This window comes from Hafnia alvei (genome assembly GCF_964063325.1).
GTDB classification, from domain to species: Bacteria; Pseudomonadota; Gammaproteobacteria; order Enterobacterales; family Enterobacteriaceae; genus Hafnia; species Hafnia alvei_B.
This window is the reverse complement of record NZ_OZ061315.1, coordinates 4,232,709-4,248,514: the sequence shown is the minus strand read 5'-3', so window position 1 is coordinate 4,248,514 and position 15,806 is coordinate 4,232,709. Positions and strand designations below refer to the sequence as shown.

Below are 15,806 nucleotides of genomic sequence, written 5' to 3'. Positions count from 1 at the left end.
GTTAGACAAACATTTTACTTAAGCAGGCCTGCTTGATGTTGTTAAGTTTGATTATTTGTTGTTGGTGTTGGTTGATCAGCGCGTCGAGTTTTTGGAAGTAGTTGCCGATGGCCGTTTGTTCTTCATTAGTAGGAATAGTTATGGTCAGGTTTTTAACAATATCGGAGTTAAGGTTAACTTGGCTTCCTGGTTGGCCAAATTGTTGCCACTTTGTTTCAAAGGATTTTAACCATTGATACATAAACTCAAGCTCAAAAAGTGGCTTTTTGAATATGAGGAAACCATCGTGAACCCCAGTTTCAACATAGTTAACTACAGGTTTACCAACGCTCGCGGCTATGCTTAACAGCAGATGTTTCTCATGCAATACACGAGTTTTTTCTTGGCCAAGCTTTGAAATTCTCTGCTCTAAATAGTGAATTCTGCCATCTTGCTCGGTCACATCTCTAATACGTAACCAACCAACACTTGATTGACTATCGAACCATTTAGGATCTTCAATCGGGCGAGGGCTTGCGCCGCGAACAATTTCAGCTAATTCACCTAACTCCTTCTCCTCCCACTCCCCACTAAACCCTTTAAAGCGGATTTCTGGCATGGTTTCGCCTTGTTTGGGAAACATTTTTTCCAGCATGGCTTTTTTAATGCTGCTGAGTTTGTCATGCTTTTGTTGATGTTGGTTGATCAGCGCGTCAAGCTTTTGGAAGTAGTTGCCGATGGTAGTTTGTTCTATATATTCAGTCGGTAAAATCAGGTCTAAATCTGCCAGGTCTGAATTTCTTATATGAACAACAGATTTTCCTTGCGCCTTAGAAGATAGCTTCTTTTTTAAACGGCCATTAGATATTGCTAAAGCGAGAAAGGTTGAGTGAATCTTTTTGTTAGGTAATAAAATGTTCAGATCACCACCAAGTATAACATTCGGCTCACTAACAACTGACGCCCTTGATATATCATCAGGTGATTCACCTGAAGCAGGAACGATAACTTCTCCGCCAATGCTTTTAATAGACGTATCTTTTTCAGTTACAAATGTGTCAACGCTAGAAATGACTGTTTGATACTTCGTATAAAGTCGGCCATATAAAATGATGGGCGTTCCACTCGTAACTAAATCACCTTTTGAATAACCTTGCCCTTTGGTGAATTTTGCGTTTTCTCCTAAAGTCAGGTAATTCCACCCCCCACTAAACCCTTTAAACCTAATCTCCGGTAACATATTGTCCATATTCATCTTATTCACCCTTCAATAAGTTGGTGAGTTCAGCCAAGCCCTGCATATCAAAATTATTCCCGGTGAGTTCGCTCATCATCTCCGCCAGTTCTTGCTCGGTGGTTTTAATCTCATGGGCCACCTGCGAATAGGTGACGGCGTATTTATCAGCAAGGGCTTGCACTTGGCTAGTCAGTTGGCTAATCACGGCGTTTGGCATGGTGGCGAGTTCTGTGCTTAATGGTGCAATCCATTTAAGGTGCAGCAGGTTGTTCACCTGTTCATCGGTTAATTCTTCGATGGTTGTTTTGGTTTTTGAGTGCAGGGCCGCGGCCGCATCTTTGACCGTTTTTTTCAGGGTTTTTTCTTCATCAATTAATTTACTTGCGCGAATGATTTTGGCTTCATAGCTTTCTTCTGCGAATTTAACTTTGTTGTCTTTTTGTTCTTTCAAGAAAGCCTTGGCGGCTTTGCCGACTTCGGCATTGGCAAAACCGTCTTTGCTTTCTTTGACCGTATCTTGTTCTTTTTCTTCTTCGGTGAGAGATTCTAAAATTTCTTCCAGCGCGCTAGCGATTTCTGCTAGGAGGGTTTCTTTATCTGCCAAAGCTTTTAAGTCATGACTTAAATAAGTTTGTTGCACTAAATCAAAGGGCAGTATGTGACCTTTCCAGCCGTCTTGTACTTCGGTGTCTTTACCGTCTTTCTTCTTGATGATGATATTCGGGTCAACTTGTTTGGTGGCGGCAAAGCCTTCGGTTTGCATCATCTCTAAATCAGCGCTAATGACTTGCCATTGGTTATTTAGAAATTGGTAAGCTTGGTATTTATCGATTAAGGCAATCGGGGCTAAACGAGCGAATAGCTCAGCACTTAATGCAGCCTCTTGTTGGTTACGCTGTACGCTTTGCCAGTTTTGTATTAGCTGGGTGTTTAGCTGTTCATCAAAGCCATCGAAGGCTTGGCTGTAGGCGCTGATAAACGCTAATACTTGCTGGTGCGCGCTAATGCTGGCGTTAACCTCTTTCTTGGCAATGGCCAGCTCACAGTAAGCGGCGGATTTTGGCGTAAACAGGGCACCGTGCAATTGCGGGAAGGCTTGCCAAAAATGGTGCAGTTCGGCAATTTCGCCGTTGGGAATGCCGCCGAGCATGGTGGCGTGTAAATCCCAGCTTGGTGCTGGCGCAGAGGAATCGACATAGCGCGGTATGTTGAGATTGTAGCCATTGTCGCGCAGGGTCTGTTTACTTACCAGCTGTGAGAATTTATCGATACTTTCACGGTTAATCACCGCATCAGTAATGCGCTTGATATCACTGGCTTGCAGTTTGTTATTTTTGCCTTCTTTCATAAAATGCTTAGAGGCATCGACCACCAACACATCGGTGTTTTGGCGTTTTTGCTTGAGTATCAAAATTACCGTGGGAATGCTGGTGCCAAAAAAGATATTGGCCGGTAAACCGATAACAGTATCAATGTGATTCTGTTCAATAAGTTGCTTACGAATTTCACCTTCTTCACCGCCACGGAACAAGACACCATGAGGGAGTACGATGGCCATAATGCCATCGGGTTTTAGGTGGTAGAGATCGTGCAGTAAAAAAGCAAAATCGGCTTTGGTTTTAGGTGCTAGGCCAAAACGTGAATAGCGCGGATCGCTGTCTTTAAAGCTAGGATCCCAGTTTTGCGAGTAGGGCGGGTTGGACACCACGGCATCCACATACAAGGCGTAGTAGGAATCTTGCGGATCGCTTTCATCAAAATACGGCCAATCCTCTTCCAAGGTATCGCCATTGCGGGTTTTAATGTTGCTGGCTTTAATACCGCGCATGATGAGGTTCATACGGGTAAGGTTGTAGGTATTAGCTTTTAACTCTTGAGCGTAATAGGTGATGCTGTCTTTGTTTTTAGCGTATTTCTCGAATGCTTCACCGATATTGATCAGCAATGAACCTGAGCCAGAAGTCGGGTCGTAAATTTTGATGGTATCTTTGTGTTTTAACTCATGGGCGATGATGTTTGACATCAGTACTGAAACTTCATGAGGCGTGTAAAACTCACCGGCTTTTTTACCTGCGTTGGCGGCAAATTTTTCAATCAGGTATTCGTAAATGTAGCCCAGTACGTCATACCCTTGATTGCTATTCATCGGGATGCTTTTGATCAGGTGCAGTAAGTCGCTGATGGCTTTAGTGCGTTTGCCTGCGCTTTCACCCAGTTTGCTTAAACCGGTTTCTAAAGTGGTAAAAATGCCTTCAAACAGCTTTTTGTAAGTGGGTGAAATCAAACGGCTAAAGGCAGAGAGCGCATCACGTACGTTTGATTCATCAAATTCGGATTTTGGATCAACCCATGTCGAAAACAGATTATCGTAGGCAATAAAGTAGCCCAGGCTGTCTTGCACGAATTTAACGGTGTCAGCGTCTTCTTCATTGAGGGATTTGATATCTTCAGAGGTCATCCCCTGTTTGGTGACAAACTGCACCAGCTGGTCGCTTAGGTACTTGTAGAAGATAAAGCCGAGTATGTAGTCTTTGTATTCGTTAGCTTCAATTTTAGAACGCATCTGGTTGGCAGATTCCCAGATTTTTGCCGCAAGCTGTTGTTTATTCACAATGAGTCCTGTTAAAAGCAATTCTTTTTTGGAAAGGGCTATTTTAAGGTTTTGATTGTACGTTTGATAAGAGCTTCTTGCTAGCGAACAGCAGATTGCTCTTACCTATGCGGTTTTCGCCCAGCAAAACAATGTTACCACTCAGTGGAATGTCTACTGTCTCGAAATTTCGGAAGTTGGCTATCCTTAAATTAGACAGATGCACCATTATCCTTTTTTTCAGCAAGTAAGGTACTCGTGCAATTTCTCTTCACACTATTGCTAGCGCCTAGTTCAGGACGCATTGTTGAACAGTCCTGATAAGTTCCCGGCTGGCACATGGTGAATTATTTGGGCTGGCGCTTTTAGCACATACACATTTCAGTTACGTCTTACAGCTTAACCAAGAGCAGACCGGTACTATAAACCTTATCAAATGCCGAATTGCCCATCACTGCTCAGACTCTAGCCCCCGCAGAAAACGATATTTATTATTTTTTTATTACTGCTTCCGCGCCGCTATCCACCTTGGTGGTATGAGCTTCACACCATTACGCCAGCGTTCTGAGACCACGATCTGGAACCCGTCATCCTTGAGGTCAGTATGATCCATGACGATTATGTGTAAATCAGGCGTAAGTGTTTGTGCTGTGTGGCTTATAAGGCTAAACAACTGGTTTACAGCGTTTATCCACTTGGTACCTGTATATTGCCTCCTCGGCATCAGGATACTCAACGGGCGATTAAGTATTTATTGATATTATTCTGGTAGACTTGTGTGTCAACGATAATCTGGACCGTAAGTTAGTCATGTAGCTGTTGGAGTTGCGAACTTCTGCTTCTCGCTCATAGCAGACCATAGAACTATCTATGCGTTTTTCGGCGATAAACCTCTGCCTACATAAATGCTCTTATACAGAGTCACAGATTATTTTTACCTTACTAGTGTATGGTTTACGCTAGTTAAAATTGATCCCCAGAACAAATGGGTAAATGGGTAAATGGGTAAAACCAGGCTTATCCGCCATGTAGATAGGTGCACAGGTTGGTTTTTTAGGTTGCAGGGATAGCGAATCTTCATTTTCAACATTATGTGGTGAACCTTGTTTTTTCGCCGATAAAGTCGACTTCTTTCGCTGGATTTTCTTGGTTACCGTTGCAGTGGATACAGCATTAGATGTCTGTAGATTCGGCTCGGCGCTGTAGCCCGAACAGAATCGTTTTGACTGACTTAAACTTCCGTCATTACAGACAAATGCACCGCCCGATGTACAATGAGATATACCCCCTTTGGAGCCGGAGCAGGGTTGTCGCCCACGAGCAGCATCAGTTGTTTGTGTAGTGAGTAATAAACTGATAACTAACAAAGGAATTATGCTTTTCATTCTGTAATCATCATTTTTAAGTATATTACCCATATTTTTCAATGGGCATAAATAGCATGATGGTGTGAGTTTTTTTGCAGTATAATAGCGCTTAAGCTATCAGTGATAGCCGACTTTCCATCTACTATAAATACATACCTATCTCTTCTTCAATTCCACGTTCGATGATGAATCGAGTTATAATGCCCATAACAAAAAATGAAATGAACCCCCCAATAATGAGCCAGATATAGATGCTGTCTAGGTTGGCGTTGTTATTGTTGGCTATATATCCTACCTCGAAAATAAGCCCCATAAGAGGTAAATAGGCCACACTGCTGCATAGGACTGAATCAAGTATTGGGCTGTGATTTTCAGGCGTAAAGGTTTCCTTTGGCGGACGAATCGATAACAAGCCAAGCTGAAAATTATCTGCTTTGGTGCCAGATACGAGTTGGCTACCTTGTCCGTAGCGCGCGGCGTCTGCGGCCAGAGCCGATGCTAGCCAAATTTGTCCATCAGAGTGGTCGCCTAGGCTAAAGTTGACATCATGGCGGTTTTGTCCTGATGCACTGTTCTCGATACAATCCAATGCCGCATATAAACCGTATTTTTCCTGCTTATCTAAGCCGCTGTGCCATAAGTGTTGTCCTATTCCATCTGCAATATGCTCGACAGCGAGATAGGTACGGCTATCTTCAGCCAGTTTATAGGCTGAGCTCTCTAGAGTACGAAACCAATAGAGAGGCGTTTCACTGGGCTTTTGTACGGAATAAAACCCTTTGTTATGTGCATCAGGGTGTGTAAAAAGGAATGCCTGCGCATTTTCATAAAAGGACGTTTTATCTTCGGTGTGAAGGTCAACAATGATCAAAAGTCGGCGCTCAGAGAATGGCGTATCTATCCATGTATTTAATAGCGCAAGGTCAGGGCACTCTGCCAGCCAATGGATCTTATGTTTCTCTATGGTTGGAATTGATAGCTCTTTGAGTACTGTTTTTAATTCATCAACGCTATCCTCACTTCCGCCATGAACATAAAGCCATAGGCTCAAGTCGCTGCCTTGGAACGAGAGCGTTTTCTCAAGCGGTTTCAGTATTGATGTGAGAATTAGCTGTAGTCTCGTTGACTCAAATTGCTCGCCACTGTCATTATCGATTTCAAGTGGCGTGGCCGGTGCGGTAGGGAATTCACCTTCTAGGCGCAGTATTTTTAAAGCAAGATCGTCAAGAGAAGACAGTGAAGCATGTTCATGGAGTAGGAGATGGCTCCGTCCCCAATATTTCCATCGTTGTTTCAGGCAGCCATAGAGGTAATTCCGTGTATGCCATGCGAAGTTTTCCGAGACTTTGACGAAGAGAACGATTCCTGCGATGAGAAAACCCACTGATGCGGGAAGTAAGAATGCTCGATGGATGAAACTGTTATCAACAAGTTTTCCTGTTGGCCAATTGAGTAGGGTAGCCACAAAAAAAATAATAACGAGGGCAATAAATATCAGAGAAACCACCAGCCAAGGATAGCGCGTTGGCCTAGGCATGGGGTTGGCGGGGGGAATATTCCAGCGCATTATTCCACTCCTGCATTGGGTAAGGTTGTGTTTATGGAGCACCCACATTGAGCTTTACACCCGTCAACGACCACCCCTTTACCATTTATCATCCAAGTTGGATGACATTGCGCCGCTGTTTTTTGTCCATGTAGCGAACAACTCACCATGTCCCCGAGTAACATCACATTTTTTCCCATAAAGTCTGGCCCGGATGCACTGATCACTGTTCCGCCATTGCTGAGTGGATCACCCAAGCGAATAACACCTTTCATTCATTAACCTTTATTGAAGGAGTATTAATTAAATAATTAGCTGTCTGTATTCAGGCTATTCATTCGCTATAACTTATTTTTTAGTGAGTCCATATACACCAAAATCAACGCCATATTGCACTGGGCGAAGGTTTTTGAGTTTTAATATGTAATCCGTATTGATAACTTTCTCGAAATCTCTCGAGTCAAACGTAATATGATAAATACTCCCCTTTTCCCATGGTGATATTGTTCCAAATCCATCAATGTCTAGAGTACAGAATGTGGATTGTTCTTTATTAGAACGTTTCACCGACGCTGATTGCGTTATTGGTGGGTCATAGGGAGTTTCAATCGTAAAGAGATACGTTGAGGAGGTCGTTTTTTCAACGTAGAAACGTGATTTTCCGCCTTCAACTTTATAGGTTCCTGAAAAATCTGGGCATTCAGACGTAGTTTCAGTTTCTGATGTGTTTGCTGAAGTCGTGGTTGACGCTTTTTGTAATGCATCATGCTGGCTATTTCCGCATCCTGCAAAAAGCATTACCGTAGCCATAAGTGTTAGTAATCTAATATTTCCATTCATTCTGTTTTACTCCTTATCTGGATCGCATTGCATATGATCCCAACCGGTATAGTTTTTTACCTCAGGGACTTTGGTGGGTAGCCCTTGCCATTCGGCTTTTTCTTCATTCGTCTGGCCTTTCAGCGTGCTCAGTTCAATGTATGACATTCCCCATTTTTGTCCTGGTGAGTGGGGATCGATCCGTCCTGTGCCTATTTTGCCATCGTAGGTGAAGGTGTAATCGATACCCGGACCTCCAGGGAGGACTCTTGGGTCATCGAAGGGTTTAGAACTGAGATAGAGGTGGCCTTGTTTGGTGAGTAAAAAACCTTGGTCATTCACCACGGTGAAAGACACCACGTTTTCACGATCGGGACTGGTTCCTCCTCCGGACTCAACGCCATAGGGGACCGAGGCGTAGGTAATCGCACGCCATGTTTTCCCATAGTCTTTAGAAACAGCAAATCCATCAGCTTCCCATGAGGTCAGGGCGATATAACGTTCCGAGGGATGTATAAACTTACCGGCAAATGCTCGATAAAATTGACTATAGGGCTCAGAGCGAATACCTCGTTTTGTATCAACATAATAGACAGCACCTTGACAGTTATAGCCTTTAAGTTCCAGATAGCGATGGTCATCAAAACGGTAAATAACCTGCGTTGGAATTTCACTTTTTTTGCCTGACAGCCCGCCGTTAATACTGTCGAGAGCAGAACGCCTATCAGAGCGATATTGGTGTTCATTAGGCATCCTCGCCGTATTGATAAGGAACTTCGCCATAGCCTGCGGGTTTAGGCATATCCCATTGCAGCCGAGCTACCTCTTTATTCTCAATTTCAGGGTATCGAGCAGGAATAACTTTACTGGCATTGTAAAATGCATTCACGACACCAAATTCACCAGTGGGTAAAATTTCGTCTGCTTTGCTCATAAACACTTTTGTAACACCAAATGGTAATATCCCTGTTTGATAATACTTTTTAGCCGGTATATTGGGGTTGTTCTTATTTCGCCAATCCGCGCGCCATAGCAGGCTGTTCCAAAACTGCCCGCCCTGCAATTCAAACGCCAGACATTGTCCGATGGCTAAATCGTAGGCCATCGCCAATTTAGGCACCTCGGGGTTGGCGACAATGGAAGAGTGCTGGCTGTAGGTGATCGGATCGCTTTTTCGCCATTCATCCTCAAGCTGCCGTTTGGTTTTTTCACAGCGTAGCTCCAGCATTTTATTCGCGTCGTTAGTGCCCACTACACGCCCACTGATCACCGGCGTTAGCTGATCAACACTCACTACGGCCAGTTCACTGGGGGTAAGTACATGTCCGATAGTTTGATAACGCAGGCTGTAAGGTAAATTCACCACTTTAGGCGGGGCCGCGCGTTTTAGCGCATTGGCGCGGGCGGAATAGGATATATTCTCGTCCTGACTGCCCTTTTCGATGCTGTGTTGATACTTTTTATTTACCTTCTCGTCGTTATATTGGCCTTGTAAGCTGAAGGTGAATACCTTTGGCAAAGCCTCGCCGTTGGGGGTGACATCGGAATAGCTGTAGGGCTGGTTAGTTTTGCCGGAATAAGCGTAGTCACCGCTGCCAGCGGGTGGTTTTCTGAACGGCGTGGACGCTGGCGCTCCCCCAACCGGATAATTTTGATAAAACACCCGCTGGCGCAGATTCGGAATGCTGTTTGCTATTGCATCAGGAATGCCTCGCCAGCCAAAGCCTTGCACGCTTCTGAGAGATACGGTGCCATCGTTTGGGCAAAAGTAGTTGTAAACCTTGCCAAAGTTATTTCGGCTGTAGCAAGGATCGGTATCCCAATGAGATTCTCGCGGTAAACACACACGGTCTTTTAATCTTTGGGTATCGGCAGCCGAGTGTTGCCCATCGACACTGGCGTGCGGGTTGGTCGCCATCAGCTGGCAGAAGTGCTTGAATGTCTCCTGACGTGCTTTGTCTGTTTGGTGATGGCCATCTTGCACGCCTTCCATCACCGTATTGGCTAGCGCGTAGGGAGAGTGGTTGAGGATCACGCAGTCGGCGGGATCGGCACCTTCCTGTTTAACCAACATATTGGCCAGCATGGTGATCAGCGTGCCTTGACTGTGTGCCACGATATTAATCGTATCGTGCTCGGTGGGCTTATTTTGTCTAATCGTCAGTATCAAATCAGCTAGTCGCTGAGCGGCAAAGAACTGGTAGATACGATGGGGATTGTCATAGATGGGATGCGTAAAATCACCGTCGTTTATCCAGTTGGTCCTCGACATAAAGCCAATGGCCGCCATGACCACCCCTCCGGCACCGGGCCCAAGCATATCGGGTAATGACGTGGTGGCATTAGCAAACGTGCCGCCGCCTTTCGCCGCGGTGGAGTCCAGCACATTACCAAAACAGTCATTAGCGAATCGGCTGTTATTGTCGTTACCGTATTTTTTTAATTTATCAGGATTATTTTCCTGATAAGCATCATACGGCAGCGGGGTCTCTGCGCTGTTCTTGCTCTTTTTCATCGCCGCACGATATTCGCGTTGGTCAGCTTCCCATGTCGCGTGATCGACCGGTTTGTACCCCCAATAAAATGGGATCACCGGTGAACGGCCCGGACCACAAACGCGCATTTGCGGCGTCTCCTCCTCAAGGGCGTAATCCTTCCACTCATGCGGATACAAATCGTCTCTGCCCAACCGCTGGTTGAGGCCCGCAATCATACCGGACTCTTGGTTTTGGTACGCCTCGCCCACGTCATTTACGCCATGCACCAGAATAACGATACAGGGCATCGGGCGTTTGAGACCGACATAGCAGGTGGTCATTGCGCCACCGGTTTTAGCATCTACCCCAAGTTCATTTTTGGCCACGATAGTGGGATTGTAAGGACTGGGTTTGCTATTTTTTGACGACGGGGTATTCATGCGGTTTCTCCATGGAGCAGTTCCATTGTCACCTGTTCTAAGTCAGTCATGTCGAGTAGAGGAGAGCATCCTTGAGCATCCGTGATCCCCTCCACGGCTTCACCGTTGGATTTCGTTAAGCGGAACTTCTGGTGGGCAATCACCTGTTTAGGATCGCCATCGGCATGTAAAGCAAAACGACGGGCGAACGTCCCTGATTCAAAGGCGGGAACCATGGTTTTGACACTTTCACCATCTTGGTACACGAGCACCGGCGCTTTTTGTGAAATCTTGGTGGGCGAGAATATCTCTACAGAACCATCCGTATTCACGCGTAATCCACCGCCGCCGCATACCAGCTGTAGACCTTTTTTGGCACTCAAAACCATCTGCCCATTAACACTGGTCATACTAAACTGTTGGTCAGCAAGAATGCCGATGGCCCCTTTTTGCGCCTGCATCGTGACATCGCCGGAAGCGGCAATAAGCTTAATGCCTAATTTGCGCGCAAAGGCTGAGATCCCTTGCCCTACGGCCACGGATAGATTTTTGAGGATGTTAATGCTGCTGCTGTTCCCTGCGGTTAACACCATATCTTCGCCCGCCGAAAGCTGGAGAGAAGCGGGGGTCACCTGTGCTATCCCCGCATCGGCGTAGTGCAACATCCCCGGTTGAGAGAGACCATTGAGTGCTTGTTGCAGCTGTTGCTGTTTGGTGGCATCAACCGGCGTTGCCTGTGCGATACTGGCGCTCTGCTGCAAAGTTTTTGCCAGCGTTAGCGCCTGCTCGAGCTGGCGTATGGTCGCAGACATATCCAGTTGCTTACCTTGGGCGCGAGTTTGAGGCTCTGTGGTAACTAAGATCCCTTCGGCGGCGCGCAGCGTTCCCTTTTTATCGGTTCTGACCTCAAACCCTTCTCCTCGCAGCGCATGCTCCGCGTTGACTAAATGCCCCATATTGAGCTGGGTTTTCCCCAGCTCGGTGGCGACCTTGATATGCTCTTCTCCGCGCTTATCCTCAAGGCGAATTTTGTTATTTGCGGGGGTACGGATGACATTGCGCGTATTATTTCGATGAGTAACCACATCAGGGTTGTGCTCATCGTGCATGGCGTAGGCAATGTAGGGGCGTTCTGGATCGCCGCCTTCAAAGGCAATGCCCACTTCCGTATTGTCTAATAGCGGAAAGTGATGACCGTAGGTATCACCGGCATAAGGGCGAGCCAGACGAACCAACATACTTTCGTGGCCCTTTTCTTCATCCTGTCGGTCAAAATCAAATTTAACCCAGTAACGTCCTTTCGCATCGAGATGCGCATAGCGATCGTTTGCCGTTAATGATGACACGCGTGCAGGAACGGTACCGCTGATGCAAGGTCGGGGAAGTCGCTCTGGACGGAAACAGATGTCTTCGCTGTAGGGAATACCGCTGAGTTCAACACAATATGCATTTTTTCGGGACGCTTTAGCGACCATGGTGGTCACAATAAATCCTGATGCAAAGGCCTCAGGGATGTCTCCGGCAATCGTTAATTCCATCCCTGGCGTGATATCCGGGCTATCAGCCGTTGCTGAAAGTTGAGTCTGTTGGTTGAGTAAATATTCATGGCGAATACGGGCATAGAACCAGGTTGTTTCTGCATCTTGATCTTGCTGCCACCGATCGCCGGGGGCATGGTGAATATCGGTGTAGTGGTATTCACTGCCGTAGGTTGTCGTGTCTTGACGCGCAATATCTGCCTGTGTTTCCAGCGTTTGCGCGCCACCCAGTCGGTAATCATAATTTCTGACGACGACTTCAGCCGGTACAATACAATGACGCGCTTTTAAACTGTGAACCGCGTAGCTGTTACTCGATAAGCCACTCGTATCGATGTGGTTGATTTTATGATCGAAGATATAGCGCTGCTGGCTATCCGCGAAGACCATCACAATGATAAACGCGTGTTCAGGGTGAGCCTCAAAGCGGAACCAAATACCGACCTCGGAGAGCAGGCGTCGAATAAACTGCAGGTCGGTTTCGCCCCACTGGGTAATCATTTCCCGATGCGGGTAGCGACATGACAGGTTATCAAAATCAATTTCATACCCTTCAAAATTATGGCTTTTGAGGATTTGTTTCACTAACTCTGGAACGGTTGTATCGAGATAAATCGCGTGGCGCCGTGTTCTTTCCAACAGCGCTAAAGGGTGTGAGAGTTCAACCTCATAAAGTGACTCATCAGCCGAGGTGCTAATGCGCTCAAAAGCCGTGAAAACACCTTCAATTCGCCGTGTCTCCAGCCACTTTTCACTGCTTTCAAGATAGCTCGACCATGCGGTATTCGGCGCACGCATCAACAATGTGGCCTGTTGATTTAGGATATCTTTGGGTGATATGTCTTTTATGGGGGAGGTAAATCGGATGGTATAGCGATAGGGCGTACTGAGTGCTTCATGACCGATGAATGACTCAACATCAGTCATCACATTGCTATGTAATATCTCAAGCAAATAACGGTTTAGCGTTGCTTCGGGGGAATGGCTGGCCAAAATAAATCTCCTTATTTAATGCCAATACCGCTCCGCGATAAGCTAACGTTGATGTCGGATCGGTTAACGTTCCTTATATAAACGATTAGCCTTACTAATGAAAGGGGTTAAGTCTGAAAGTGAGGGTAAAACGTACCAACTTGTGATCCCTGATAATAAGACTGCTTTATTGACTGTCCTTAAGACCTTTCTTGGCTGTTTGGGAAGAGGGCACTTTCTGCTGTAGAACACGGAAAGGGTAATTAAAAATCAGGGTGTATCTGAGGATGAAATATAAAAAAATATCTTAAATTTGAAATAAAAGGAGGATGACGAGGGTGGATTCAATAGCAAGATGGGGACTCGTAAAAGAGAGATGTTTTATAATGCTAAACGCCGCCACAGTGCCTGTGAGGATCAGCCGCCTGCAGTTTATGAAAGAGCCTGGTTCATGAGGCACGGAACTGTCTAGGAAACTAGGGGCTATTCACACGTCGCATATCCCTACAGCTGCCGGATAATACTCACAGCAGTTAATCCATACAATAACCCTGTGTTATTTTCAGACAAATTTTCTCTCCGCAGGCTGTTTGGCATATTCATAGTTTTTGTTCAGCAATAGAGAACCCGACGGTTAAGCCTACGCAACATGAACGTCATGCAAACTCATTTCTTTCATATTCCACGAATGCATGCCGATTTCATCAAGTTTGGCATTCTACTCTCAAGTACCAATGCCCATTACACTCGCTATAACATGGATGAGATTACAGTTTGTCTATTAACGCGTTGAACTGGTGGAAATCTCAAGCCGCTATCCTGCCAGGAATTTCAGGTTCTGCCAGACGGTGCTGGGAAGACGCTTACCGTTGCCTGCTTTTAGGTACATCTGCAACATCGACGAGAGTATGCTCTTCGAGCATGAGGCAAAATGGAATGTGATTTATTAGTGCCATCTACAGCAATATCAGCAGTTGTCCATTCAGTGTAAATGTAAGGATATAGTCTAAACCGTCATTTTATCTTAACTAACTGTTTTAAATTAAAAAATTAACGCCACTTGCCACGGTCATTCGTAGATTGCCGATTAGATTATTCACCATCTTTCATTGCTGTGACTTCCAAAATTCACACTATTGGAAAAACAAAAACCATCAATGTCAGGAAACAATGTCAATCTCCTAATATCAAAGGTATTCTCCAGTATTTTTAGACACTTTGATTTCATTTCCGGTGTTATGGCGATTACTCTGACCAGGTTTTCATCTTTCCTGAAACTCAGGCTTCCTGATGTATCATAACTGACCCGGCTATAGAGAAATTGTGCACTTTGAGCAGCAATCCGTTTTGTTACAACAGGAGGTTGCCATAATCTTGGATCGTGATTGAAATCATCTTCATCTGTCGATAAGTCGCTTTCTCGTTTGAATACCTGATTATAAGATCGAGAGTCAGGTCGTCCTTCAAATCCATTAATCGCTGAATAATGTAGTCCAAATACAAGACCCGTTTTATCGCGCACTGAATCGCATGCAAACCACAATGCAACTAGGATATTTCTTGATACGTCGATCATTCTGGTTGCTGCACCATGGTGCTGAAGCTTTGCTAGCAACTCAAAATCACTTAATGTTCTGCCATTTTCGAAATGGTATCCTTGATGTTGACCATTGAGTAATAGCTCTCGCTCATAATCTCGCATTACATGTTCTCCTAATGGATAATCTCTATCCTTCATGAGGCGTCTGTATGCCGAGCTATGTATTGGCCATGCAATATCACCTTGCCCTCGCCACATATAAATATTTCGATCATTATTAATATCTAAAGTAGCCAAGTTTATTATTTCACTAAAATCCTCTGGTACTATAACAACTCCGAATAATTCCGTATCAGCGAGTTTCATCCAGCCCTCCGTGTTTTAATACCTTGTTGAATAGTTTATTAAGTTGCCTCACTTAACTGATTGTATAACCAGTAATCCATACAGTGCAGAAATATCTGATTTAGGACTTATTGACCAATTTTCGATAGTATAAAATAAGTCGTCAGGCGATTTTAAATCGCATGTACGAATATACTTTTCTACGTTAGGAAGTAAATGCTCAGTCAAATCAGCATTACTCTCAAACGTCCCTAGACATTGGCCTGAGCCAATTTCTTCTTTCAATAAGCGTAAGACCTCTGCCCGGATCTTTGACCATTTGTTTTCTCCTCCTTTACTAGAGGCTTTCTTATGGTTTATTTTCCTTTCCTGCTGCAAAGAGGCCTCATGCTTACAGGTAAACAGGCTTAAAGCATTCACAGCTTCAAACATTGCCCGGAAAAACTGAACTACCCATGTATCAGTATCACCATTGGAAAAATGTCGGGTGGCAAGGATATAAAAATAGCATGAGACTTCAAAGTAATCAGGGTACGGCACTGCTTCGTCGATAAGAAGTGAGTCCAGCTTATTTGAGATATCCTCTCGATTAATCTCTCCCTCAAATATAGTACGGAAGAAGGCATCGTATACCAGTGCCTTATCTATTTTTGCCAAGCTTTGCATATGCTCATCAAGGAACATACTCTGTAAACTTGTTGGTTCGGCTGGCGGGGCTGCATGAAGCACGTCAAGCCATACATCAAAAGCGTTTTTTAATTCGCCGATATATACCTGCTCCAGCGGTTCAAGAGAACTGAACATACTGTAAGCATACTTACCCAATGATGATGGCTCTTCCACATAGTACAGAGACATAAACCGTTGCCAGTAATAATTCCCCGGCGTATCGCCATGCACATCCACAAAACGTCTTGCCTTCCTGGATCTTCCCACCGAATTTCTCCTCATCATCACGACTAAACTTTCTCATCTTA

Annotated in this window: 12 protein-coding genes and 1 pseudogene; all 13 read right to left on the bottom strand. The window is 45.1% G+C overall.

The features are described 5' to 3' along the window. Position 1: 1 nt before the first annotated feature. The 13 genes and pseudogenes from AB3Y96_RS19790 to AB3Y96_RS19730 all read right to left on the bottom strand — a co-directional run bounded on the left by AB3Y96_RS19790 (position 2) and on the right by AB3Y96_RS19730 (position 15,735). Positions 2–1,234, bottom strand: coding sequence for a restriction endonuclease subunit S (locus tag AB3Y96_RS19790; protein ID WP_367300042.1), 1,233 nt, complete (start codon positions 1,232–1,234; stop codon positions 2–4). A gap of 1 nt (position 1,235) precedes the next feature. Continuing rightward, positions 1,236–3,827, bottom strand: a complete 2,592-nt coding sequence (locus tag AB3Y96_RS19785; protein WP_367300041.1) for a type I restriction-modification system subunit M — start codon at positions 3,825–3,827, stop codon at positions 1,236–1,238. 43 nt (positions 3,828–3,870) lie between these two features. Then, positions 3,871–4,035: a DUF2813 domain-containing protein gene (locus tag AB3Y96_RS19780; RefSeq protein WP_367300040.1), complete on the bottom strand. Its 165-nt coding sequence runs from the start codon at positions 4,033–4,035 to the stop codon at positions 3,871–3,873. A gap of 273 nt (positions 4,036–4,308) precedes the next feature. After that, positions 4,309–4,530, bottom strand: a complete 222-nt coding sequence (locus AB3Y96_RS19775) for a DUF3732 domain-containing protein (protein ID WP_367300039.1) — start codon at positions 4,528–4,530, stop codon at positions 4,309–4,311. 484 nt (positions 4,531–5,014) lie between these two features. Then, positions 5,015–5,191: pseudogene (locus tag AB3Y96_RS19770) on the bottom strand (hypothetical protein); the annotation flags it as partial. A 124-nt stretch (positions 5,192–5,315) separates the two neighbouring features. After that, complete coding sequence (locus tag AB3Y96_RS19765; protein WP_367300038.1) at positions 5,316–6,740, bottom strand: hypothetical protein; 1,425 nt, start codon at positions 6,738–6,740, stop codon at positions 5,316–5,318. After that, complete coding sequence (locus AB3Y96_RS19760) at positions 6,740–6,994, bottom strand: PAAR domain-containing protein (RefSeq protein WP_367300037.1); 255 nt, start codon at positions 6,992–6,994, stop codon at positions 6,740–6,742. The genes AB3Y96_RS19765 and AB3Y96_RS19760 overlap by 1 nt, the downstream gene beginning before the upstream one ends. Positions 6,995–7,067: 73 nt before the next feature. After that, positions 7,068–7,559, bottom strand: coding sequence for a hypothetical protein (locus AB3Y96_RS19755; RefSeq protein ID WP_367300036.1), 492 nt, complete (start codon positions 7,557–7,559; stop codon positions 7,068–7,070). Between the two features lie 6 nt (positions 7,560–7,565). Then, complete coding sequence (locus tag AB3Y96_RS19750) at positions 7,566–8,291, bottom strand: hypothetical protein (RefSeq protein ID WP_367300035.1); 726 nt, start codon at positions 8,289–8,291, stop codon at positions 7,566–7,568. After that, complete coding sequence (locus tag AB3Y96_RS19745; RefSeq protein ID WP_367300034.1) at positions 8,284–10,455, bottom strand: DUF3274 domain-containing protein; 2,172 nt, start codon at positions 10,453–10,455, stop codon at positions 8,284–8,286. The genes AB3Y96_RS19750 and AB3Y96_RS19745 overlap by 8 nt, the downstream gene beginning before the upstream one ends. Further along, a complete protein-coding gene (locus AB3Y96_RS19740; protein WP_367300033.1) occupies positions 10,452–12,965 on the bottom strand; it encodes a type VI secretion system Vgr family protein in 2,514 nt (837 codons plus the stop codon). The genes AB3Y96_RS19745 and AB3Y96_RS19740 overlap by 4 nt, the downstream gene beginning before the upstream one ends. A 1,075-nt stretch (positions 12,966–14,040) precedes the next feature. Next, positions 14,041–14,850, bottom strand: coding sequence for an FRG domain-containing protein (locus tag AB3Y96_RS19735; protein WP_367300032.1), 810 nt, complete (start codon positions 14,848–14,850; stop codon positions 14,041–14,043). 48 nt (positions 14,851–14,898) lie between these two features. Then, complete coding sequence (locus AB3Y96_RS19730; protein ID WP_367300031.1) at positions 14,899–15,735, bottom strand: hypothetical protein; 837 nt, start codon at positions 15,733–15,735, stop codon at positions 14,899–14,901. Positions 15,736–15,806: the final 71 nt, after the last annotated feature.

Bases quoted from the DNA above. Each gene is read 5' to 3' on its own strand.
- AB3Y96_RS19790 (WP_367300042.1), bottom strand. From the start codon at position 1,234: ATGAATATGGACAATATGTTACCGGAGATTAGGTTTAAAGGGTTTAGT.
- AB3Y96_RS19780 (WP_367300040.1), bottom strand. From the start codon at position 4,035: ATGGTGCATCTGTCTAATTTAAGGATAGCCAACTTCCGAAATTTCGAG.
- AB3Y96_RS19775 (WP_367300039.1), bottom strand. From the start codon at position 4,530: ATGCCGAGGAGGCAATATACAGGTACCAAGTGGATAAACGCTGTAAAC.
- AB3Y96_RS19765 (WP_367300038.1), bottom strand. From the start codon at position 6,740: ATGCGCTGGAATATTCCCCCCGCCAACCCCATGCCTAGGCCAACGCGC.
- AB3Y96_RS19760 (WP_367300037.1), bottom strand. From the start codon at position 6,994: ATGAAAGGTGTTATTCGCTTGGGTGATCCACTCAGCAATGGCGGAACA.
- AB3Y96_RS19755 (WP_367300036.1), bottom strand. From the start codon at position 7,559: ATGAATGGAAATATTAGATTACTAACACTTATGGCTACGGTAATGCTT.
- AB3Y96_RS19750 (WP_367300035.1), bottom strand. From the start codon at position 8,291: ATGCCTAATGAACACCAATATCGCTCTGATAGGCGTTCTGCTCTCGAC.
- AB3Y96_RS19745 (WP_367300034.1), bottom strand. From the start codon at position 10,455: ATGAATACCCCGTCGTCAAAAAATAGCAAACCCAGTCCTTACAATCCC.
- AB3Y96_RS19735 (WP_367300032.1), bottom strand. From the start codon at position 14,850: ATGAAACTCGCTGATACGGAATTATTCGGAGTTGTTATAGTACCAGAG.